Here is a 22,292-nt window from a genome sequence, read left to right on the forward strand (position 1 = left end):
GGAATATTGGCTACGAAAACACCATTTTGGGATTTGTTAGTAATAAAATTTAAGAGTTGATTTCGGTTTTTAAATTGAAAATGCATGATTATTATTAAATTCAAATGATTTGCGATAATACATCCAATGTTGAATCGATTAGAAGCAAAAAAATAATTATTTCTTATTTAGTCCACTATAATTTAAGTAAGAAAGGAGTTTTGTTATGGACAACTTAAAGGGAATTAAAGTAGCAATTCTTGTTGCTAATGGTTTTGAGCAAGTTGAAATGGAAAAACCACGCCAAGCTCTGCAAGAAGAGGGCGCGGAAATCTTTATAATTTCACCTGAAAAAGACTATGTACAAGGTTGGCACCATCTGGAAAAAGGTGATAATTTTTCAGTAGACATTCCTCTGGATAGTGCCAAAGCACAGGACTATGATGCCTTGCTCCTGCCTGGTGGCGTTATTAATCCAGATCGGTTACGTACAATCCCTAAGGCTGCTGATTTTGTAAAAGAATTTAAAGCGCAAAATAAACCGATCGCTGCTATCTGCCACGGTCCATGGTTGCTAATTAATGCTGGGGTAGTTAAAGGACATAAAGTTACCTCATGGGCATCGATTAAAATTGATCTCATCAATGCAGGAGCAGAATGGATAGATAAGCCGGTAGTTTGTGATAATCAGCTACTAACAAGTAGAAAACCTGATGATATTCCTCAATTTAATGAAGCAATGATTAAGTTGTTTCAATTTTATAAAAAAGATTAGCGATTTAGAAGGGGATTTTATGAAGCGTTTGAAGGGTGTCCAAGTTTGAACTACTACACATAATCTGCATAAAAATAAGACACTCTAGCTTTGTAAACGGTTGCGTAACTCAGCCATTTTTTCAGCTGTTTCAACACCTTTGATTGGTAGCCCTTCAGAACTCAATAAGCCTATCTGCACGAGAACGCTCGCTTGATCCCAATAGATGTGTTCGTGAGTAACTTTCCCATTTGAAAACCCTACGATAACAACTAAAGGAATTTCAACTCGTTTCCCTGTTGGTGCTATATTGGGTAACATCCAGCCGATTTCTGTGGTATGAGTGAATTTAAAAATAATTTCATCCACTAATTGATGTTTATCAATTGTTCTGGAAACAGGAACCATTTCTGTATCAGGCGGAAAAAATTTTCCTGTAAGTATCAGTGAGCGATAAAAATGTTGAACGCCTTCGATACCTGCTCCGCCAATGACAGTAGGGATATTGTTTATATGCGGGTCGCTTGTCATTGTCGCCAAAGTGGTCTCCAGGTCTTTGCGAAGCTCGGCATCTACGTGTGCTTGAAAAGCATCAAGAAGTGCTTGTTTCTCTTTAGATAGGGTAGTCATAACTGCTGTCCTCCTCATATGTTCCATCAGTGAATACAAAATTGTTAAAAACTAATCCTGTTTTAATTTGTTATGATTGGCCAAAATTTTCTGGGTCTATCTCATATTCATGCATAAAATTACGAGCCTGTTTTTCTGTGGCAGCAACAATGGCCCCCTGATGTCCTAGTAATTTTACAAATGGTTTATTATGTAGTTGGCCAGTGGCTAATATGAACTCAAGCGGAGTATCATTTGGGTTGTTAATTTGAATAACATCCGTTTGTTCTTTGCCGATAATGAGACATTGTTGAGCTAAACCTTTGATGTCATTTTTACCAAATATACCTTCTCCGCGAATAATATAAATAAATCCTTGCCAACTCATATCTGGAATTGTAAATAAGTGAGATTGACGAGCTGCCAATTTAATATGAAGGTATTGTATTGGCCAAGGGCTATCAACGGGTGAAGTCTCTTTGAAGCTGGTGCCAATAATTATTTTTACCCACAGCCGTTCATTTTCATAACAAGGGATTTCATTAGGTTGAAAAAGTTGATAGCTGGCTTTTGGTAGGGGAAGAGTATAAATTCCTGGATTGAACCACAATTGTAACAACCTTAGCCTCCTAGTTCCTTCGGTAGGTGCTTCACCATGGACTATTCCTTTCCCGGCATTGATACAATAAACACCTCCTGCATGATTTAGGTTCGGTGCCACGCCATGAATATTATCCCATGCATTCGCTGTCCCTTCTAATAGATAACTGACAGCAGTTAATCCTGTGTGAGGGTGCTTATTGAAACTCGTCGGTAACTCGCCTTCAATCAGGGCGTCATCAAGAAAAATGAAAGGGTCTACCTCGCTAAGGGTGTGTTGGGTACCACGACCATCAATATCGGTTGAACCAATCACACGAAATAACCGCAAATTTTTTTTATCTGTACCAAATGGAGTTGCATCATGAACCTGGGAGATAGTTCGCATAATTCGTTCCTTTAACTGGTTTGGGAATCCCAGAGGATGCCGCCATCATTTGTAAAGGTTAATAACTGCCTAAAGTTGCTCTAAGGTCTAAATTCTTAGCTTTACTGGTGTTATCCTTCAACCTGCTTGTAAACTGTGTTGAGTCATCAAAAAAACTATATATCATTTTTGGATTTTCTTTTCTCAAACAGTAATATACTGTTTTTACAATGTCATCTTCTATACGTATTTCTTCTATAACCGCTTGAAATCCAAATTTTTTTGCGAGGAGATCAACCATATTTTTTGATAAGTAATTTGCTATGCCATATTCCTCTTTAAATTTTTCCATGTTGAAGGACTGGCAACTATCATTTGAATTTGCTTTAATTTTGTCCATACTATATCTTAAGTTCAATAAAAGATGCGATAATTCAAGAACAATGTCATTATGACAATTTGCATGCTCCGATAAAAATAAAATTCCATTTGGCTCTAATAAGCTGGCTATCTGTTTAAAGCAATTCTGCTGAGCATCGAACGAGGGGAAGTGATGCAAAGAATGGTTTAGCATGATCACTTTAAATTTTTTATTCCCTAAGGCAGCTAACAAATTATGACCATCATAAATACAGTGCTTATGGATTTTTGCCATGTATTCATTTTTAGCAAGCTTATCGCTACTATTCTGGCCACCCCAGTCAATGCTGGTTTGGACATCAATCGCCCAACTTTCCATATGCAATTGCTCACTAACTAAATGGGTCATGGCGCAATCACCAGCTCCAATATCAAGAAGCGCTTTTCCTTGTAATTTCTTTTTTTCCTGATTAGGTAAACCATGAGTGATCATAGTAACAATCTTGCTGGCTTTCATAGCCTGATATTCTTCATCAGTCATGGGGAAGCCAATAAGATCCTCTTTTGGCAAACGACTATACCAGTTTTCGATATATGATGCAGCAGAGGTGTCATTACTCTCAACAGATAGGGATTTCAATCCTTCAATTAATTTATTTATTGCTTTTTTAGACACATCAATAAATGCATATTCAAATACACGAACAGCTTCTCTATGAAGATTATTGGATTTTAAAGTAGGGAGAATAAGATTACTTCTCATTTAAACCACAATAATTAATTATACATGTGGTGAATAATGCACTTTTTACATCAATTTTGGAAGTTATATCTAAGTAACCAGGAAAAGCAGTACCTACACACCCACTAAGTCTGATTATTTTGATAATCAGACTTAGTGGGTGTGTAGGAAGGTGTAAAAATGCAGCCCAAATGCAACTTGCCTTGCTCTTCCCACGAAGCATAATTTTTAATACAATACGCACTTTTTATATTCAGAGATTAGCATGAGTGAAATCGAGGAAATAGTAAAAAATACTGATAAGAACATGCGAGAAGAACTTTTATCAGGAAGGGATACTCATCAGAAAGACGACGTTCAAGCTATTATAAAAAAACACATTGATGCCGCATTTGAAACCGTCGAAGAAAAAGATAAGAAAACATTATATAAAAAGCTATCTATTCTCTTTCATCCCGATAAACTCCAAAATGACCCTAAAGGTTTATATGAAATTTTAAAAAAACATGACATGGTAAATGAACCATTTAGAATAATTTCTGCACACAATGAAAAAGCGAATGCTCTTAATGAGATAGCCTCTGATCCAATTAGGGGGACAACAGCCCTTGTGAAAAAGCTTTATGATATGTCTTATGTACATTTAACTTACTATAAGAGGTATTATCAACCTTTTAGGGCGCTGGCTAATATAACATCCTGGATAATTAATATCCCTCTGATTCTGACTGGTGTTGTTATTCTTATTGGAGCTAGCGTAACTCATGGCGTTATTACTTTTATAAATATGATCCACGATTTTTCACTTAATCTACTGACTGGCGGGAAGCTAAAGCAAACAATTGCTGATGAACGTAATAGTCATCCTGAACAGTATGAGAAAGCTCATGATCAATACTTTGAAGGTATAAGACAGACAATGATTCTTCAAATAGAACTGATGAATGAGGAAGACTTAGAAAAAGAGCAATTAGAACAGAAAATTAATCAATTAAATGATATGAGTCTGGATCAATTTCGTAATTTTTTTATTGCACAGCAAGTTCTCCTGGAAGGAGGGACATGTTCTTTCGAGTCATTTGAAGAAGAGCATAAAGCCGCTATCTTAAAACAAATCCAGATTAATAAATTAAAAATGGTTGCTACGGTTCTTTTCCGTAGTATTTTTGATCCATTGCCCGAGGGGTTCTTCAGTGCAGCCTTCTCTTTGTTAATAGCGCGCCCGCTGACTCTTTTATTATCCCCCGTATTTTTGCTTGCAACATCAGCCATTGAAGCAGCAAAAAAACTTAATGGCATCTTTATTCTTGCTACCATAGGTGTACTTGCCGGAATTAAGCTTGCTACACTCGCTATAGTAAATGCCCCGTTATATCTACTTGACCTGACACGTTTCATCGCTAATGGTATTGCTAATTTCTGCAGCAGTAAGCAAGAGCCTGAGTTCAATAAGCAACAAGAGCCGGTTGATATTGGTAATCATTCTCCAACAACCATGCGGCGGTTAATGGGAGGCACTACCAAAGTAAGCAGCAGAGATTCTATTCTGGTAGAGCCAGCACAAAAGGGAACGAGTAACACCCTATTCTCACCTGCCCCTATTCCTTCCTCACAGGATCCAGTTGTAAATACACTGAACACACTGGATTAAAGTGTTGGATTCTATTGAAATTGAGATTTAAGGGTGGAGCATCCACCCTTCCACCAATTGCAAAGTTTAATGATAACCATAGGCATCTGAGGGTTCACTGCCATATTCAGGCAGAGGATTGAGTTCAACAGAATTTTTGTTTAATACACAGATACTGACGTTAACATTATCTTGAAAATCCGAGTTAATATCACCGTTTAAGTAGTTGACTTGCTCTACATTATCCCAACCACTCACAGGTTGAAGAAAATCTTCCCTCTCATTTAACTCAACAAAAATTTGTCTGTCCGGATCAACAAGATAAACACCATCTTCATCTTTATAGATAAGATAAGCATGATCCAAATCACCACTTTCCAGGTTAACTAACATTAATTCACCTGCCTTTAATTTTTTTATTTCCTCAAAAAACGCCGACGATTCATCAAAATCATCACTGCCATGTTTAGGATGAATTTGTTCTTCTATAGGATCATTTCCTCCTTCAAAATTTGGAATTTCTCGGGGTTCGACGTCTTCCAGTAACACACGGGCACCTTCTATTGCGCACCACTGGCAATTGCCTTTATTTTGAGGAATACCCTCCTCTGTTAGAGGATTAATTTGCTTTAATTTGTCGATGAGTTCTTTTTTCATGGCAGCCCCACTATTAATGCACTACCTTTCCTAAGTTCGATGCCAAATTGCGTTTTCTCAATTTCAGCATCGCCAATTGTAAAAATATAGTTCACTATTAACAGCTATGGCAGCACTAACAACTACTGCGAGACAGATGGCACTCGCAATAATAAAAATTATATGAAAAACATTATATTTAATCAATTTGATTAAATATAATGAAATAATCCGATAGAAAAAAATCTAAAACTCGTGTCCTATGGGGCTTGCCATTCTCCTTATTCAAGAACAAAATTACACTCAATTATTCATTTTTTCTTAAAAACCAAGGCGTTGGAACCAGAGACTTTATCTGCAGAATGTGGTGATTAGTATGATGCCCGCGCTTAAAGTGTGGGAAGTAGATAACTTAAGTTGAAATGTTAACAGACCCTAATTAAGGATAAGCCAAAATTTTTACCATCTGCCTTTTATGTTCCCAATCATATTGGAAATTTATGCGATTAATACGCCTTATTATTTGCTTTTCTATCTCTTTATCTCCTTCTTTTTTATTGGCTGCTCAGGTTGCGGAAAAAGTATGGTCTACTCTGAGTTTGAATGCCAAGTTTGGAAAATACTCTTATAGGATAGAACCTCAGTTGCGTCTTATGGATAGGCCAACATTATTTGAGCAGTTCCTGACTGATGCGGGGGGTGGCTACCAACTTTCACCTGACTGGGCCGTATGGTTAGGCACTACGTCAGTCACTACCAGACAAAATTTTAGCTCCAATATGCATGAATTCAGGATATGGCAACAGGTTATCTATACAGCAAACGCAAACCTGAGTATTCGCTCGCGCTTCGAACAACGAAAATTCCAGGGCTCATCCCAATGGGGTTATCGTCTGAGAGAACGAATTATCGTAAAGAAAAAGATTACCGATAACCTGACTATCCTCAGCTTTAACGAGTTATTGATAAACCTGAATCAACCTGAGTGGGTTCCAACCAATACACTTGATCAAAACCGCTTCCTCATCAGTTTAAACCAGCAGGTCTCCCAAAAGCTGACTTTAGGTGCTGGCTATTTATACCAATATATTTTCAGTACTCCTCGCAGAGTAGGCCATGTCATCTCTTTATTTGCTCAAGTCACATTGGGTGATAGTTAGTACTTCGAGCAATCATTTTATCGGGTTTCTCTGATAATTTTATATCGAAAAAAGGCAACTTTTTTCTCGAGCGGAAACGAAAACATCTGCAATGTCTTATTTCAATCTTTAAAATGTCTTAGCTTATGAGGAGACAGATCGCTCAAGGGGCTTTTATTGCTTATTGTGCCGAATGCTTCTTAATGACTAACGTGGAATCTCTCAAAAAATCCATTGGTATCATATTGTTAGATAACTAAATGGCCTTTTAGATACCATTTACAATTGCCTGACAGATAGACTCGCTCATCCGTTACCTCACAATAAACTTCTCCTTTCCTGAAAGAGCCTTGAATTGCCCGAAGTGTGGCTTTATTAAGTTGCTCCGCCCAAAATGGAGCAAGAACACAGTGGGCTGAGCCAGTCACAGGATCTTCAAAAATATTATGTTTAGGATAAAAGCAGCGAGAATAAAAATCCGCATCGTTTCCTCTAGCGGTTACAATTAATCCACGTTTAGGCAATTTTTCCAGTGTTCTCAAATCAACCTGTACTTGCATTACCTGACTTTCATCAGCAAGCAGAATCATATAATCAAGTTCACTTTCATAACAACGAAGAGCACTCTTATCAATTAGAGATGCAATTAATTCAGAAGTTTTACTTGATTGAAAATTTAACCGCGGAAAATCCAATGTATAGCGATTCTTCTTTTTACGTACAGCCAAAGGGCCACTCATACTTGAGAACTGAATGCTCTCAATATGCCCCTGGCCTAATTCATGTAAGGCAAAGCCAGCTGCCAACGTGGCATGCCCGCATAAGCTGATTTCACCTCGCGGGGTAAACCAACGAATATGGAAACCTTGTTCATCCTTAATTACAAATGCAGTTTCTGAGAGATTATTTTCTACAGCAATAGCCTGCATTAGTTCATCATTAAGCCACTCGCTTAATAAACAAACTGCGGCAGGATTGCCATGGAAAATTTTATCAGTAAAGGCATCGATCTGAAAAATTTCAATGCTCTGCACAGCATACCTCATCAAGTAATCTGAAAACGATATTAGATACTAAATGAACACTTTTCCACTTCTATGGGTTCCTGTTCAAATGTTGCAGAAGATTAACTGTCTCCATCATGATAAGCAAGACTTTCCTGATTAATTTTGCATCCTGATAGAATTTGTTAAAATATTCCAATAACGTCTGAGAACAGTTTAATGGACGTAAACCTGCGTAGCTAATTTTCCTGCCAGCAAATCAAGCTCTTTAAAAGCCTCATGAGAATTGTCAGAATAATCCTGATCCTGAAGGAAACGAAACTCATTTAATAAGGGCAAGATCTCTTTTGTCAGTAATCCGGCATTTAAATTGTCAATTTGCCTCATAATCATAAAAAAATGAGGGAATTGCACATCGAAATAATTAGTTGTTTTAGATTTAAACCTGGTGCCATCCAACATGGAATTACAAAAAACCGGCGTTATTTCTGTGGCCCCTGGCCAATAATGCAACTGCTCATACCCTTGATTTTTTCCCATTGGGTTCATATGTCCTCTCCCTGATTAATGACTCCAGATTACCAGTATAGATCAGAGAATAGATAAATCGACAAGTTATCATTTTTTTATTATATTTTTACGCAAAAAACGGGCAGGTGACAGCGCTTGAACGAGAATCCGCGGGATAAAAGATGGTTCATTGTTGATTAAAGAAGCCAGCCACTCGGAACTTAATGGGACAGTTGTTAAACCTCTTGAACCAAAACCTGCACAAATATATAACCCTGGATAGTAGGCTCCTGAAAGTGGAATCCAACGCTTTGCATTGGTTTTTAATGTTGCAAATCGTTCCATGAATACCTCCTTCTCCGGTACGGGGCCTACAATAGGCAAATAATCGGTTGTAGCCCCCCGTACAGCAGACCAGTGGCTTTTAACTTCCTCAGACCAGGCCAATCCTGCTGAAATTTTTTTTAACCGACTCAGGTTGGTTCTATCATCCGCCAGACAACATGTAGACTCTGAGGATCCCAGATGATAAGTAGCCCCCAGGGCATGTAGATCATGATATTCAGGCAAGATATGGCCATCACCACACAAGGGGATTTTTAACCGACTGCTCTCTTGGCTAACAGCAATAGAAGTCATTTGTCCCTGTATTGGTTTCAGCGGTATATAATCTGTCTGCATGAATTTTGCTGCCTGATAACCATTGGCTATAACCAAAACTTCAGCGAAAAAATCTGCAGCATGCCATTGTCCATTAATGTATTTCAATTCCTTTATCGTGGTATCAGGTACCCAATTAATTCCTGGAGTTTGAGAAAGTAACTGGCATAGACTTTTAGAATCCAACCAACCTGAAAAAGGAATAAAAAGCCCTCCTGTTGACAGATTAATACCGGCTAACTCTGATGCTTGTTGTTCATTAACAAGCATTCCTAATTCCGGGTAGTGGCTTAGCCATCGTTCAAGGCTAACTTGCGTTGTGCGTTCTTTGTCATTAAAAGCAAGCTGCAATATCCCGGACAGATTACCAACAGGATGGTCGAAAAGTAATTTTTTATAACTGCGGTGGGCAAATAAAAAAGCACTTAGCATAAACAAGGTTAACGGGGACTGATAACCAGAGAGCTTAGGATAAAAAACCGCCTGAGTATTTCCTGAGGCTCCCGTACCTACTTCATTGGCAGCATCAATCAAACTTACATTCCAGCCGCGTTTGGCCAGTGCATAAGCTGTGTAACAACCAGCAAGGCCAGCACCAAGGACAATGGCTCGCTTATCCCTAACTTTCCTGTTTACATCAACATGCCAGGGAGTGGTTCTTAAGTTTGGCTTCACAACTTCAGTAACTCCCTTGAATCGAGCGGTTATCATTTCCCTTTTTTTTGCAAATCCTTTGATCTTGTTAACGTCGAAACCAATGGCTTGTAAATTTTTCTTAACAATGCCCGCAGAAGAAAAGGTGGCCAGTGTGGTTTCTTTTTTTGACAGCAAGCCGATCATATAAAATAAACTTTCAGACCACATAGCTTTATTTTTAACAGGTGCGAAGCCATCAAGGAACCAGGCATCGACAGGATTAGTTCTTAGCTGTCTTTCCAATATTGGTTCACCACAGCTTAATAACTGATTAAAGCAATACTCCACATCACCTAGCATTAAATGCAGGTTAATGCGCCCATCATCAAAAGATAAATAATGAAATCCAGGGGTTAGAACAGGATAATCAGCAAGCAGTTTTTGGGCTTGCTCCTCTAAATCCGGCCATAACATTAAACATTGAGCGAGATCTTTTGCTGTTAAAGGATATTTTTCACAACTGATAAAATGCAATCGCGTATGCTTTGGCGCATATTTTAACCACAAAGACCAGGTTAATAAAAAATTTAATCCGCTGCCAAAACCTGTTTCGGCAATAACAAAGGTGTCTTCTGTTAAGTTTCGCCAGCGCTCAAGGAGGTTATTTCCCTGAATAAAAACGTGATCGGCTTCCTGCAAGCCATTTTCAGTTGAAAAATAAATATCATCAAATAGCCGGGAAAATGGGAGGCCATCACGCCATGCCAAATCTGCCGTTTCAATCGGAATAAAAGGATCACTCACTCTACAACCCATTAAGCCATTGCAGGCTCTTCTTCATTACTCAAAGAAGTCTTCTCATCGTCTATCCATGAACGCAATCTGGGAGTCAATAAAAATAGCAGCAACGCAGTAGCAATCGCAAACAACCCCAGATTTAAAAAGACACGACTGTAACCACTATTAGTCACCAATGGATTGATTGTTTCCTGTCCTGCAATCATTAAATTGGAACTATAGCTTGATAAGGTGGCCCCCACCCCGTTGGCCAGCATCCACATGCCCATCATGATTCCCTGCAATGAACCAGGAACCAAAGCGCCTACCATAGCATAACCAATCGGTGAAATAAGTAACTCACCCGCACTTTGCAATATAAAGCAAAAGACCACCCATCCGGGAGCTACCATACCTGCTGAATCAGCGCTGGCAATTCCTAATGGCAGTAAGGCAAATGCCATTCCTATCAATAACAAGGAAAATGCAAATTGTGCAGGTATATTAACCTTTACTCCCTGCAAACGCATGTAATTGAGTAAAAAACTTAGTAAAGGCCCCCCTAAAACGATGCATAATGTATTAATAGTTTGAAACCATTGGGGGGCGATAGTAAATACAAACAATTGGCGTTGCACATTATTTTCAATAAAATGAGTTAATCCCATAGGGCCAATCTGATAGAGCATCCAGAAAACAGCACTTATAACCATTAATACAATGAAAGCAAACATCTTTTCACGTCTGTCCTGCCCCCCTTGTTGAAAGGCAAGTCTACAGGCCACAACTAACATAACAGCTCCTGTAGCCAACACTATTTTATTTGCCAAATCCGCAAAATGCAGCAATTGACTTAATAGTATTGGCAAACAAAGCACTATGGTAATCCCCACTGACAACATACGCTTCTTACGATCGTGGGACAATTGCGAATAAGAAGTATGCTTGTCCGCTAACGAATTCCAGAAATATAAACAAATAAAAATAGCAATCAGATTACCTAAACTGCTTAATATAAATAATCTTTGATAATTATGTAATAATTGAAAATAACCACTTAAGCTAAAACCGGTAAAGAAACCGATATTCATTCCCGCATAATTCCATAAGAAAGCGGTTTCACGGCGAGTATCTTTAGGTTTAAACCGTTCTGTCAGCATACAGTTGACGCAGGTTACATTAAGTCCACAACCTGTCAGGAAGAAAGCTAATCCATAATAAAGCGTATTGCTTGTTTCTGTTGCCAATAAAATACAACCAATTATCTGAGCAAGCATGCCGAAACAAAAGAGACTTCGATTCGATAAGAAACGGCCGCCACAGTAGCCTCCCAGCAAGTGAAGTGCAAAATTAATCGCGACGAAAATTCCTGTAATACTGTTCGCAAGAGAAGACGAGAGTCCCAGCTTTCCAGTCATATACAAAACCAGGGTCGAATACAACACGCTAAAACTTAAGGTGGAGAAAATTTGAATAAAGAAAAGTGCTATAATTCCTTGCGGAAAATCACTCCAGGCTGCTTTATTGCTATCAATTCTAGACATCAAATGCCTTCCTTTGTTAGCTAAAGTACCTTGACTATGACATGCAATTTTTTAACTGTCTATGCTCATTGCGAATGAAAAAGTCATGATATATAAACTTCTTACAAAAAGTTTCAATTTCTTTACACTATATAAAATTTTTTAACATGCCTTCCTGAAAAATTTGATGCTCGAACAGACAAGTGATTGCAAAATGACAATCCCGGTAAAATTGTCTATAAATAAAATAATGAGGAAATAAACATGGACGTATTACAAAAATTTAATTATCAACCATGGCCTAAGCTACCTTATGAGGATTTTTCCTCAACAAGTCACCTGTTGCATATGGGTACACAGGTTCTTGGCAAGCTAAAGTTAATGACGCCTTTTGAACCACAATGGGCGAATGTACCTCTTTGGATAACCAGTCGTGGCCTTACAACAGGCCCTATTCCCTACGAGTCAGGAATTTTTTCAATAGATCTTGACTTTACCGACCATAAAGTTATCTGCACAACCAGCTGGCAAAATGTGGGTGAGTTCAAATTACGTTCGATGTCCGTTGCAAAATTTACTCAGTTATTATTCAAATTATTATTTGATGTTGGTATTAATGTAAAAATAAATCTCAGACCACAAGAAGTAGCCAACCCTATTTCTTTCGATGAGGACACAAAACAGCGCTTTTACAACCAGGAACTTGCCAATTCATGGTGGCAAATTCTAGTGAGCTCCTATCGAGTAATGCAGCAATATCATGCACAATTTACTGGTAAAACACCGCCTATCGGTTTAATGTGGGGAACTTTTGACTTGCGAGACGCACGTTATCAACGTGTTGCAGTTCCTACTACAGGTCCCAATGCCGGGTATATTCGCCGCAACGCAATGAATGAAGCCCAAGTTGAAGCAGGATGGTGGAGTGGCAATGCAGATTATCCTCATGCCGCCTATTATTCATTTACTTATCCGCAACCGGAAAAAATTGAACAGAGTCAAATAAAACCTGATACAGCACGTTGGGATAATAAAATGGGTTTATTTGTTCTCAATTATGAAGATGTACGAAAATCTAAAAAACCGGAAGAAGACTTATTGATGTTTTTTGAATCTGCTTATAAAGCCGGAACAACACTTGCAAAATGGGATCCAAAACTTGTTGGTTCTGGTAAGCCAACCTAGTACAACGTTTCACTGAATCTGTCTTACACTGTCATGCCCGCGCAGGCGGGAATCCATAGACCAATTTAGCTCCTCACTTCTGAGAGATAGATTCCCGCCTGTGCGGGCATGACAAACTGGACAGATTCAGTGAAACGTTGTATTAGCGTAATCAGGAAAATACCCGAGAACACTATGGTAGCTATCAAAGGCATCATCTTTGAAAACTATTCTTGACCTGATGTAATTTATGCTTATACTCGCCCGGCAAACTATTTTTCATAATATTATTCTTAATAAACTAAAGGATGTGTAGCTTATGTCAAAATTTACTAATCCAGTTAGCGGAGCAATTACCATTGGAATTGGAAATGCTATTAGTACCTCCATAGGGGCTTCCATTCGCGATAACAATGTACATGACGAAACAGTTACAACTCTTACTGGCGGGGTAATTACTGGTGCAATTGCGGGGTTATTTGCTTGTTGTCTTCCAGAAGTCAAAAAAAACTCTAGCTCTGCTTTAAAATTTTCTGTGGGTATTTTACAAAGTAGTCTTGCTTTAGCTGCGTCTCTAACAGCACCTCTCATGGGCGAGGCAGTTTTGCATTACGGGACTGAGTGGGCTGAAGTGGTTGTAGATGACTTGATTGGTCGTGCAACACTTATTTCTGCTGCCGTCGGAACAGTTGCGGTCGTGGGTTTAGGTTTTGGAGCTGTAAAATTAGGTCAAAATTGTTCTTCATTTTTCTCCAGCATAAGTACAAGTAACCCTGAAGAAAAAGCTACGCCTACTCCTACTGCTGCTCCTAATCCTGTATAATTTTTCCCTCCATGTAGGTCGGACCTTGGTCCAACTTACACGTTAATAATTCATCTTGTATTTCTCAAAAGAATTTTTTTCCACCTGACTGTCTTCTTTAGGCCTTTATCGTTGTAAGGCTTGCCAATACTGCTTCTGCTGCTGTGATTGTCAGCCGGATTTCCTCATGTTGATGAGCACTGGATACAAAACCAGCTTCATACATTGAAGGTGCAAGATAAACCCCGTTCTCCAGCATTCCATGGAAAAATTGTTTAAATAACAACTCGTTCGATGAAGCAACGTCATTGTAATCAAATACTTGATCCTTGTTGCTGAAACAAAAACCAAACATTCCACCTAATGAAGCATAACAAAATGGTATTTCATATGATTGAGCAACCTCCGCTAAACCACCAATCATCGCCGAGGTATTAGCAGAAAGTGCTTCAAAAAAACCAGGTTTCTCTATTTCTGACAAGGTAGCCAAACCGGCTGCCATTGCCAAGGGATTGCCAGATAAAGTTCCCGCCTGATAAACGGGCCCCTCAGGTGCTAAATGACTCATGATAGCTGCTTTTCCTCCCACAGCACCTACAGGCATGCCTCCTCCTATTACTTTGCCAAGTGTGGTGAGATCAGGGCTGATATCAAACAAAGCCTGAGCCCCTCCTAAAGCAACCCTGAAACCTGTCATTACTTCATCAAAAATCAAAACCGCATTATATTGATCACATAAATTACGTAATCCCTGGAGAAACTCTGGCCTGGGAAGTACAAATCCCATATTTCCTGCAACAGGCTCGACAATAATGGCTGCTATATCACCATGATATTGCTCAAACAAAGTTGCTGTTTGCTCAAGATTATTAAAATCGGCCGTTAATGTATGCTCTGTGATACTTGCTGGAATACCAGGGGTAGAGGGGATGCCTAATGTTAACAATCCAGAACCTGCTTTGACCAACAGGCTGTCATTATGACCATGGTAACAGCCATTAAATTTAATCACCTTATTTTTACCAGTAAAACCACGCGCTAATCGTATTGCAGTCATAGTCGCTTCTGTACCTGAATTGACCATGCGGATTTTTTCTATGGCTGGCATCAGAGAGGTAATTTTTTGTGCCAACTTTAATTCAAGTTCGGTTGGTGCCCCGAAACTCATACCATTGTGTAACACATCACTGACTGCATGGATAACATTTCGATCACAATGACCAAGAATTAGCGGGCCCCAGGAGCCAACATAATCAATATAATGTTTATTATCGACATCAACTAAATAAGCCCCCTTTCCTTGTTTGAAAAAAATCGGCTCGCCTCCAACCCCTTTAAACGCCCGTACAGGAGAATTAACGCCACCCGGGATTATCGCTTGCGCCTGGGCAAATAATTGTTGTGAATTGGTCATGACTACTCCATCGCCTTTAATTGGCTTGTATTTTATCTTTTTTTTATAAGATTGACAAAATTTATAACAGCTTTCGACTTTACATTACGTGAATCAATAGCTACATTAGGCCATTTTAAACGTAGAGCAATCAGAGTATGCAAGAATATAAACGATATATTTGTGTCATTTGTGGTTTTATTTATGATGAGGCTGAAGGATGGCCTGAAGACGGTATAGAGCCTGGAACCCGCTGGGAAGATGTTCCTGAAAACTGGTTTTGTCCCGATTGTGGTGCAGGCAAAGAAGATTTTGAAATGGTTGAATTAGAATCATAACAAAGTATATCCCCTCCTTCAGAGAAATTAATCTAAATTAAGTGCTCTTTGAAGGAGGCAACTAAAACGGCTTGACCACCACAAGTAAAACGATAGTAATTAATAACAAAGTGGGCAATTCATTGAAGAATCGGTAATATCTTGAATTTTTTGAATTTTTTTCCTGAGCAAACTGCTTTAAAAAATGGCCACAAAACAAGTGGTAAACCCACAACAGAACAACCAGACTCAATTTCAGATGCATCCACCCCGCCTTTAAATAATACGCAGGATTATAGAAAATGAGCATTAATCCCAAAATAGTTGTAATTATAGCGGCAGGCCAGGTAATCCCGTAATAGAGACGTCGTTCCATTATTCTGAAGCGCTTTTTACTAATGCCGTCTATCGTATCAGCATGATAAACAAAAAGCCGAGGTAAATAAAAAAGCCCTGCAAACCAGGCAACCATTGCAATAATGTGAAACGCTTTGATAATTAACATTGAGTACCTGCTATTTTCTCTTTTGCTTACGGGAGTGCTTAAGCAGATTAAGTGCTTCTACACTTAAAGAAAAGCCCATGGCGAAGTATACGTAGCCACGAGGCACATGGAAAGAAAAACTGTCAGCGACTAACACCATACCGATTAAAATTAAAAAACTTAATGCGAGCATTTTGATTGTTGGATGTTTATCGATAAACCGGCTAACCCCCTCACTAGCGTAAATCATGACCAGTATTGCAAAAGTAATCGCCACAGCCATAACCCAGAATCGTCTGGTTAACCCTATCGCAGTTAATACGCTGTCTAGTGAAAAAATAATATCCATTAGGGCAATCTGTGAAACCACACCCTTAAATGTAGCCGTTTTTTTGCTATATGTGATTTCTTCAATATCTCCCTCACCAACCTCATAGTGAATTTCCTGTGTTGCCTTAGCGATTAAAAAAGCACCACCTGCAAATAAGAACAAATCACGTACTGATACAGAAATATCACCCAGCGTAAATAACGGATGGGTTAGCTTTACCAGCCAGATCGCTGAAGCCAATAGCATCAGACGTGTCATCCAGGCAAAAGTCAACCCCCATCGCCTGGCTTTTTTTCGCTGCTCTTTAGGCAGTTTCTCACTTAAAATAGATAAAAAAACCAGGTTATCTATTCCAAGTACCACCTCAAGAATAGTCAGAGCCAGAAGGCTTAAAACAATATCCAGAAACTCCATTATCAGTATTTTTAAGTAATTAAATATCTCCTATTTTCCAACTTAATCATCTAAAGGTAAATGGTTCACTTTTCATCTTATCTCAGCTATAATAAGGGGGTTAAATTAAGCATTACAGGTGACACAATAATCAAGTTAATCAAAAAGCTGCTACGTAAATCAAGAACTCGTCAGCCACCTGTCGACGTAAGTTACATTATTCCGCGTACCCAGCATAATATTTCCAAAGCAGACATTAGCCTCAATGCCCTTAAGGTATTGAACCGTCTTAATAGCGCAGGCTTTCAGGCTTATCTTGTTGGTGGCAGCGTTCGTGATCTTTTATTAGGAAAAGCACCCAAAGATTTTGATGTCGCAACGAATGCAACGCCCAATCAAGTAAAAAAGCTCTTTCGTAATGCGCGCATCATCGGCCGACGCTTTAAACTGGTTCATATTATTTTTCATCGAGATATTATTGAGGTTGCCACCTTCAGGGGAAGCAGCGTCGAGGAAGATGCAACGATTGAAACAAATCAGCAAACCAATGAAAAAGGCATGCTTGTTCGTGATAATATCTATGGCACGCTTGACGAAGACGCCTGGCGCCGTGACTTCACTGTGAATTCACTTTATTACAATATCGATGATTCAACAATTATTGACTTTACTGGTGGTTTTCCTGATGTAAGACAACAAGTTTTGAGAATGATTGGTGATCCTGCAACCCGTTACCAGGAAGACCCTGTTCGCATGCTGCGTGCAATCCGATTCAGCGCAAAATTACATTTTAATCTTGCAGCAGAAACGGCAGCCCCAATGTCTCAATTAAGTCATTTAATAAGTCATGTATCTGGCTCTCGTTTATTTGATGAGATAACCAAGCTTTATCAATGTGGCGAAGCAGAAACAGTTCACCGTTTGCTAATGGAGTATGGATTATTTCCTTATTTATTCGAGCAAACAGCCAGCTTGCTACATAGTAGTGACTACCCTGTGAACGCCCTATTGGGAATAGCACTTGAAAATACTGATACTCGTGTTCGGGAGAACAAGCCTATAACCCCTGCTTTTTTACTTGCCGTTTTCCTTTGGTTTCCATTAAAAGCCCGCGCCTTAGTACTGCAGCAACAGGAAGACATGAGTCCTTTACCCGCCCTGGAAAAAGCTATGTCCCAGGTTATTCTGGAACAATGCCGAGCTATTTCCATTCCAAAACGATTCAGCCAAATTATGCGGGAAATATGGCTGCTGCAGTTTCGTTTTCCCAAACGTCATGGAGGCAGAGCATTTAATTTGCTGCAACATCCACGATTTCGTGCCGCCTATGACTTTATGGCCCTTCGTGCATTGGCTGGGGATGAGTCTATCGAACTCGCGCAATGGTGGACCGCATTTCAGGATGTTAGCGAAACAGAACAAATGGAGATGGTCAAATCACTTAGCCCGACAAAACCAAAGACCAGAAAGCGTCGTAAACCCAAGACAATAACATCTTCATGAATCGTTGCTACCTGAGTCTGGGAAGTAATTTAAAATCACCGGAGCGTCAACTAAGGCAGGCAATAGCTTCTCTGCGTAAGCTTCCCTCAACTCATATAATTAAGGTAGCTACTTTTTATCATAATAAAGCATGGGGAAGGAGAAACCTGCCCGACTTTTGTAATACTGTAATCCTCCTGCAAACCACCCTGAAACCCCAATATCTGCTATCAATTTGTCAACGAATCGAGAGAGCGCATGGCCGTGTACGTAAGGTTCGATGGGGAAGTAGAACACTTGATATTGACATATTGCTATTTGGGAATTTAAAAGTCCGCAGCCCGAAACTAACGCTACCCCACCCTGCTCTTCATTTAAGGGATTTTGTGTTAATCCCTTTACTTGAAATTGCTTCAGGCTCTTTGGTAATTAATAACTCAACTCTTTCTGAACTTATTAAGTGCATCAGACCTGACAGGTCATGTCATCCAAAGGACTTGATTGCCGGACAATGAGGCATTTGTGCAGTTAATATATTTTGTGCATTTGATATCGTCTCTTTTAAATCATCAGGCAAATCTTTTTTATATGATTCTTTTTCAAGTCGTGCTTGTATTTGCTCACACGCTTCTGCCCATGACATCGATTTTTTAGTTGCTTTTGAGAGCAGGTTTAAAATATCCGCAACAAAAACAGGGACGTGAACTTCATCTGGAAAACCCTGATTTCGTTGTGATGGCTGATTTAATATGTTGATGGTCACACGCTTATAATGAGCAGGATAACTTTTCTCAAGTAAATATTTTTCAAGGTAAACCAAGGGTTCTTTATACTCTTTGATCTTTCCATGTTTTTTATAAAAAAATCGTTCTGTAGAAGTAAAAAAACAAGAGGCAAGGAAGCGGGTAATTCTATAGCTTTCTAATGTTTTCACCCAGCGCTTCTCCTTCGCATAATATGCTTTAATTTGTAAGCGAGTTTTTCTCCAAAGATCCAGTTGCTCCTCGGGTGTTTGGTTTTCTACTGCTTTTTCTGCGTCACGGTAAAGAGCGATGACTTTTTTCATAGTCGTTGGAATAGTGGATTTACCAGAGTCAGAGAATACAATGCCTTTCGATTGTTTGGAGGGAGCGTTAAATTCAACGAAAGACTTGTCCAACTCTTTTTTAATCGCTTCGATTTTGTAGAGTACAAAATGATTATAAATTTTTTCATCGAATTTTTTAATGATATCCATACCAAAATGATCCACCAGTGTATTGACAAGGACATGATCATTTTCCCTTATCAATAAATCCAAGATATGGGTATCGTTACTAATGTAGCCCGATTGCAGTGTAGTACCGTGCTGCAATAATGATTGAACCTGCTTGATATTTCCTTGTAAACAAGCCACTATCAATGGACTCGGGGATGGATTTGCCCTGCTGGTATTAGACTCCTTATTGGATGCCATTTTTATCTTTTCAGAAGCTTGTTGAATTCTTTTCCCGGTAGGATGCGAGAAAGGTTTAGTTGTAACTAATGCTTCAATAATCGGTGCTTTCCTTCTAGAGGGCACTTTATCCAAAGCCTCTGAAATAGTTTTAAAGCCATGTTTATCTGCGTAATACTTGGGTGTATGATCATATTTATTTCTTTCATTAGCTTGTATGTCAGGATGTTTTAGCAACTCCAGTGTGATGTCTTCATAGCCAAAATTTACAGCCAGATGCAGAGGTGTATTGCCGTTTTTATCTTTTATATTTGGATCACATCCATTGGCCAATAATAATTGAACGACGTTAAAATTACCGCTACGAATCGCTGTAAATAATAAACAAGGATTATTATCTTCTTGAGCATTAATCGGGTGAAACCCGTTTTCTAAAAGATAATGAACTAATTTTTCGTCGTTATTTAAAATGGCAATATATAAAGGGGAAAGACAATCCGTAAAATCGGGTAATCGATGAAAAGAAAGAATTTTTTCGACAAGGTCTTTATTGCCATAAAAGCAGGCATTATGAATAGGCAAATAACCCAAGTCATCAGGAATGAGTAATTGATCCCGGCTTAACCCGAAAATAAAATCCACAAGCTCAGATTGACCATGATAAGCTGCAAAGTTAAGGGGTGTGAAGCCCTCATTATTTTGTAAATTTAATAACTGAGTCACTTGCTCAGAACTCAAATAACTCATGATGCTTTGACAATGGTCCAATAATCCATATTGAATCGCCAGGTGAAGTGGTGTATTGCCATCAGCATTTTGACAAAGTAAATCTTCAGGGTTTGTCTGTTCTAAAATCGTTTTAAGCAGTAGCGGTTCCCTGTATTGACTGGCCATATGAATGGCTAGATTTTGCTTGTCATCTGCAAAGTCAAGGACATCTTTATCCCAGCTTAATATTTGCAAAGCAGCGTCCACTTTGCCTATTGTCATCGCATAAAATAACCCTGATCCGAGCGCCTGTTGGCAGTATGGAAGAAGTGATTGAAGGGTTGTTAATTGGCAGTGTTGAATAACTATCCTGAACTCTGTGTCTTTAATATTAACCTTCGTTGAGTTTAAGATAGCCAAAACAATATCAGGACTATCAAATAAAAGCGCCAGAGTAAAACAAATATTCACATCATCTTCAGTCAATATTTCTGAAAATCCTGGCTTCTTACCATTGATAATGCCTGTGAATAATTCGTCGTACATAGGAGGTAAATGAGGAATAATCATTTTTATACTCTCATTTTTGCCTTTGCGCAGCGCATGTTGGAATGCAAAAATGATGTCCTCTTTTTTAATAGATTCATTTTTTAAAAGAATGTCTAGCCATTTAGTATTATCTTTCTCAATGGCGGTACTGAGAAAGGTTGGAAAATGACCATGGGGTCGTATGTGATTCTTCAAATGACTTAATACGCTTTCACGATTTTTTATGAGTGCAATACCAAAACTGTTGTTGATCGCTTCTGCTGATAAATTGGCTTCGGCTTCACAATGTTGCAATAAGGGGAGATGGCCATACCAGGCAGCCATATGATGAATAATGGAGTATGCTGCTTCGGGGGATGAAAATTTAGCTGAAAACTTTTCATTTGCCATCAACGTTTTGATAATATCGTCGCGACCTTTCATAGCGGCAATTTTCAATATGTCTTCCGCAGATATCTGATCGATTAATTCGTCGAAATCCTGATGATGTATAATAAAATCGATAATGTCTGTATAACCATGGTATACAGCAATGTGCAATAAGGTGAATCCTTTTTCATCCTTAAGCAATAATCGGTTTTCTTGAGTCAATATATCTTTTAAAAGAGTGATTCGATCGAATGGAATGGTGGATCGGTTTCGCAGATCATCGTCATAAAAATTGAAGGTAATGGCATAATTTTTCGTTTTTGAATTAAAGCGATTATAGAGGCATTGCTCGATTTCTCTGGCTGTTTGTTCAGACCCAATAAATGACCGTTCATCTATATCGGGATAATTGGCATCAAATATACTGATTGTTTTGTTATTTTGTCTTTTCGCAGAAATCACATGATTATGACAACTGATCTGAATTTTCCTCAAACCAGCATTAATAAAATTCTGGACAAGTTGATGGATTTCACCACGTTTAAAGATCCCGCCAATGGAAAATGCGGGAGTGAGAGGTGTTGTTCCTTCAACATTTGCGAGCGGGCCTATTTTATCCCAATCGGTTTGCCATATACCGACGTGGTAATCTTCGGGAGAACGGAGAATTTTTGCCTTTTCTGCAAAGCCATGACGGCTCTCATCATCAACAATACTATTTTCTAACCAAAGCCTTTTAATCCACTCACTAAAAGAAGCGTAATCAGATAAGTATAAAAATGAAAATAAGTTACATTCTCCATCTTGATTAAGATGATAAGGTTCCCAGCGAGAAAAATAGTCATTGTTTCTTCGAACAATCAGGCCTCTTTGTCCCATACGATAAACCACATGCTAACGATGGGGATACAATAACAATTAAAGGTTAAGATAATATTA

At 38.8% G+C, this 22,292-nt stretch carries 20 protein-coding genes; 8 read left to right on the top strand and 12 right to left on the bottom strand.

The window, feature by feature from the left end; genetic code table 11:
- Nucleotides 1–205 precede the first annotated feature (205 nt).
- Complete coding sequence (locus E1O65_RS07955; RefSeq protein WP_133133071.1) at nt 206–754, top strand: type 1 glutamine amidotransferase domain-containing protein; 549 nt, start codon at nt 206–208, stop codon at nt 752–754.
- An 84-nt stretch (nt 755–838) separates the two neighbouring features.
- On the opposite strand, the gene E1O65_RS07960 is transcribed toward E1O65_RS07955, so the two are convergent.
- The 3 genes from E1O65_RS07960 to E1O65_RS07970 all read right to left on the bottom strand — a co-directional run bounded on the left by E1O65_RS07960 (nt 839) and on the right by E1O65_RS07970 (nt 3,432).
- Nucleotides 839–1,363 carry a carboxymethylenebutenolidase gene (locus tag E1O65_RS07960; protein ID WP_133133072.1) on the bottom strand — a complete coding sequence of 175 codons (525 nt, stop codon included), beginning with the start codon at nt 1,361–1,363 and terminating at the stop codon, nt 839–841.
- Nucleotides 1,364–1,433: 70 nt separating this feature from the next.
- The gene (locus E1O65_RS07965) at nt 1,434–2,330 is read right to left on the bottom strand and encodes a pirin family protein (RefSeq protein WP_133133073.1); all 897 of its coding nucleotides are present in this window, start codon (nt 2,328–2,330) and stop codon (nt 1,434–1,436) included.
- A gap of 58 nt (nt 2,331–2,388) precedes the next feature.
- Nucleotides 2,389–3,432 carry a methyltransferase domain-containing protein gene (locus tag E1O65_RS07970; RefSeq protein ID WP_133133074.1) on the bottom strand — a complete coding sequence of 348 codons (1,044 nt, stop codon included), beginning with the start codon at nt 3,430–3,432 and terminating at the stop codon, nt 2,389–2,391.
- 244 nt (nt 3,433–3,676) lie between these two features.
- Here E1O65_RS07970 and E1O65_RS07975 point away from each other — a divergent pair, with 244 nt between their 5' ends.
- Nucleotides 3,677–5,062, top strand: coding sequence for a hypothetical protein (locus E1O65_RS07975; protein ID WP_133133075.1), 1,386 nt, complete (start codon nt 3,677–3,679; stop codon nt 5,060–5,062).
- A 66-nt stretch (nt 5,063–5,128) separates the two neighbouring features.
- Here the strand turns inward: E1O65_RS07975 and E1O65_RS07980 are convergent, their stop codons facing one another.
- A complete protein-coding gene (locus E1O65_RS07980) occupies nt 5,129–5,698 on the bottom strand; it encodes a hypothetical protein (protein WP_133133076.1) in 570 nt (189 codons plus the stop codon).
- Between the two features lie 479 nt (nt 5,699–6,177).
- On the opposite strand from E1O65_RS07980, the gene E1O65_RS07985 reads away from it, so the two are divergent.
- Nucleotides 6,178–6,837 (top strand): DUF2490 domain-containing protein, encoded by a 660-nt coding sequence (locus E1O65_RS07985; protein ID WP_133133077.1) that lies wholly within the window; start codon nt 6,178–6,180, stop codon nt 6,835–6,837.
- A 227-nt stretch (nt 6,838–7,064) separates the two neighbouring features.
- Here E1O65_RS07985 and E1O65_RS07990 read toward each other — a convergent pair whose 3' ends face one another.
- The 4 genes from E1O65_RS07990 to E1O65_RS08005 form a co-directional block, all read right to left on the bottom strand.
- Nucleotides 7,065–7,850: a PhzF family phenazine biosynthesis protein gene (locus E1O65_RS07990; protein ID WP_133133078.1), complete on the bottom strand. Its 786-nt coding sequence runs from the start codon at nt 7,848–7,850 to the stop codon at nt 7,065–7,067.
- A 186-nt stretch (nt 7,851–8,036) separates the two neighbouring features.
- Nucleotides 8,037–8,369, bottom strand: coding sequence for a hypothetical protein (locus E1O65_RS07995; protein WP_133133079.1), 333 nt, complete (start codon nt 8,367–8,369; stop codon nt 8,037–8,039).
- A gap of 69 nt (nt 8,370–8,438) precedes the next feature.
- Nucleotides 8,439–10,430: a bifunctional tRNA (5-methylaminomethyl-2-thiouridine)(34)-methyltransferase MnmD/FAD-dependent 5-carboxymethylaminomethyl-2-thiouridine(34) oxidoreductase MnmC gene (mnmC, locus tag E1O65_RS08000; RefSeq protein WP_133133080.1), complete on the bottom strand. Its 1,992-nt coding sequence runs from the start codon at nt 10,428–10,430 to the stop codon at nt 8,439–8,441.
- Nucleotides 10,431–10,441: 11 nt separating this feature from the next.
- A complete protein-coding gene (locus E1O65_RS08005) occupies nt 10,442–11,947 on the bottom strand; it encodes an oligopeptide:H+ symporter (protein ID WP_133133081.1) in 1,506 nt (501 codons plus the stop codon).
- Nucleotides 11,948–12,190: 243 nt separating this feature from the next.
- On the opposite strand from E1O65_RS08005, the gene E1O65_RS08010 reads away from it, so the two are divergent.
- Nucleotides 12,191–13,111, top strand: coding sequence for a DUF5996 family protein (locus E1O65_RS08010; protein WP_133133082.1), 921 nt, complete (start codon nt 12,191–12,193; stop codon nt 13,109–13,111).
- Nucleotides 13,112–13,409: 298 nt separating this feature from the next.
- Nucleotides 13,410–13,913 (top strand): hypothetical protein, encoded by a 504-nt coding sequence (locus tag E1O65_RS08015; protein WP_133133083.1) that lies wholly within the window; start codon nt 13,410–13,412, stop codon nt 13,911–13,913.
- Between the two features lie 97 nt (nt 13,914–14,010).
- Here the strand turns inward: E1O65_RS08015 and hemL are convergent, their stop codons facing one another.
- Complete coding sequence (hemL, locus tag E1O65_RS08020) at nt 14,011–15,306, bottom strand: glutamate-1-semialdehyde 2,1-aminomutase (RefSeq protein ID WP_133133084.1); 1,296 nt, start codon at nt 15,304–15,306, stop codon at nt 14,011–14,013.
- A 137-nt stretch (nt 15,307–15,443) separates the two neighbouring features.
- Between hemL and E1O65_RS08025 the strand changes: the two genes are divergently transcribed.
- Nucleotides 15,444–15,623, top strand: a complete 180-nt coding sequence (locus tag E1O65_RS08025) for a rubredoxin (RefSeq protein WP_133133085.1) — start codon at nt 15,444–15,446, stop codon at nt 15,621–15,623.
- A 61-nt stretch (nt 15,624–15,684) separates the two neighbouring features.
- Here E1O65_RS08025 and hemJ read toward each other — a convergent pair whose 3' ends face one another.
- Together hemJ and E1O65_RS08035 are read right to left on the bottom strand one after the other, a co-directional pair.
- Complete coding sequence (gene hemJ / locus E1O65_RS08030) at nt 15,685–16,107, bottom strand: protoporphyrinogen oxidase HemJ (protein WP_133133086.1); 423 nt, start codon at nt 16,105–16,107, stop codon at nt 15,685–15,687.
- Between the two features lie 10 nt (nt 16,108–16,117).
- A complete protein-coding gene (locus tag E1O65_RS08035; protein ID WP_133133087.1) occupies nt 16,118–16,831 on the bottom strand; it encodes a TerC family protein in 714 nt (237 codons plus the stop codon).
- A 147-nt stretch (nt 16,832–16,978) separates the two neighbouring features.
- Between E1O65_RS08035 and pcnB the strand changes: the two genes are divergently transcribed.
- Nucleotides 16,979–18,313 (top strand): polynucleotide adenylyltransferase PcnB, encoded by a 1,335-nt coding sequence (pcnB, locus tag E1O65_RS08040; RefSeq protein ID WP_242601565.1) that lies wholly within the window; start codon nt 16,979–16,981, stop codon nt 18,311–18,313.
- A complete protein-coding gene (gene folK / locus E1O65_RS08045; protein WP_133133089.1) occupies nt 18,310–18,807 on the top strand; it encodes a 2-amino-4-hydroxy-6-hydroxymethyldihydropteridine diphosphokinase in 498 nt (165 codons plus the stop codon). The genes pcnB and folK overlap by 4 nt, the downstream gene beginning before the upstream one ends.
- Here the strand turns inward: folK and E1O65_RS08050 are convergent.
- Nucleotides 18,777–22,232, bottom strand: a complete 3,456-nt coding sequence (locus E1O65_RS08050; protein WP_133133090.1) for an ankyrin repeat domain-containing protein — start codon at nt 22,230–22,232, stop codon at nt 18,777–18,779. The genes folK and E1O65_RS08050 overlap by 31 nt on opposite strands.
- Nucleotides 22,233–22,292 lie beyond the last annotated feature (60 nt).

The sequence above is a fragment of the Legionella sp. W10-070 genome (assembly GCF_900640175.1).
Taxonomy (GTDB): domain Bacteria; phylum Pseudomonadota; class Gammaproteobacteria; order Legionellales; family Legionellaceae; genus Tatlockia.

What these genes read in the sequence shown, in the direction of transcription:
- E1O65_RS08035 (WP_133133087.1), bottom strand. Translation starts at nt 16,831, where the DNA reads ATGGAGTTTCTGGATATTGTTTTAAGCCTTCTGGCTCTGACTATTCTT.
- hemJ (WP_133133086.1), bottom strand. Translation starts at nt 16,107, where the DNA reads ATGTTAATTATCAAAGCGTTTCACATTATTGCAATGGTTGCCTGGTTT.
- E1O65_RS08025 (WP_133133085.1), top strand. Translation starts at nt 15,444, where the DNA reads ATGCAAGAATATAAACGATATATTTGTGTCATTTGTGGTTTTATTTAT.
- E1O65_RS07995 (WP_133133079.1), bottom strand. Translation starts at nt 8,369, where the DNA reads ATGAACCCAATGGGAAAAAATCAAGGGTATGAGCAGTTGCATTATTGG.
- E1O65_RS07985 (WP_133133077.1), top strand. Translation starts at nt 6,178, where the DNA reads ATGCGATTAATACGCCTTATTATTTGCTTTTCTATCTCTTTATCTCCT.
- hemL (WP_133133084.1), bottom strand. Translation starts at nt 15,306, where the DNA reads ATGACCAATTCACAACAATTATTTGCCCAGGCGCAAGCGATAATCCCG.
- E1O65_RS08015 (WP_133133083.1), top strand. Translation starts at nt 13,410, where the DNA reads ATGTCAAAATTTACTAATCCAGTTAGCGGAGCAATTACCATTGGAATT.
- E1O65_RS07955 (WP_133133071.1), top strand. Translation starts at nt 206, where the DNA reads ATGGACAACTTAAAGGGAATTAAAGTAGCAATTCTTGTTGCTAATGGT.
- E1O65_RS07965 (WP_133133073.1), bottom strand. Translation starts at nt 2,330, where the DNA reads ATGCGAACTATCTCCCAGGTTCATGATGCAACTCCATTTGGTACAGAT.
- E1O65_RS07970 (WP_133133074.1), bottom strand. Translation starts at nt 3,432, where the DNA reads ATGAGAAGTAATCTTATTCTCCCTACTTTAAAATCCAATAATCTTCAT.
- E1O65_RS07975 (WP_133133075.1), top strand. Translation starts at nt 3,677, where the DNA reads ATGAGTGAAATCGAGGAAATAGTAAAAAATACTGATAAGAACATGCGA.
- E1O65_RS07960 (WP_133133072.1), bottom strand. Translation starts at nt 1,363, where the DNA reads ATGACTACCCTATCTAAAGAGAAACAAGCACTTCTTGATGCTTTTCAA.
- E1O65_RS07980 (WP_133133076.1), bottom strand. Translation starts at nt 5,698, where the DNA reads ATGAAAAAAGAACTCATCGACAAATTAAAGCAAATTAATCCTCTAACA.
- E1O65_RS08005 (WP_133133081.1), bottom strand. Translation starts at nt 11,947, where the DNA reads ATGTCTAGAATTGATAGCAATAAAGCAGCCTGGAGTGATTTTCCGCAA.
- E1O65_RS08010 (WP_133133082.1), top strand. Translation starts at nt 12,191, where the DNA reads ATGGACGTATTACAAAAATTTAATTATCAACCATGGCCTAAGCTACCT.
- folK (WP_133133089.1), top strand. Translation starts at nt 18,310, where the DNA reads ATGAATCGTTGCTACCTGAGTCTGGGAAGTAATTTAAAATCACCGGAG.
- E1O65_RS08050 (WP_133133090.1), bottom strand. Translation starts at nt 22,232, where the DNA reads ATGGGACAAAGAGGCCTGATTGTTCGAAGAAACAATGACTATTTTTCT.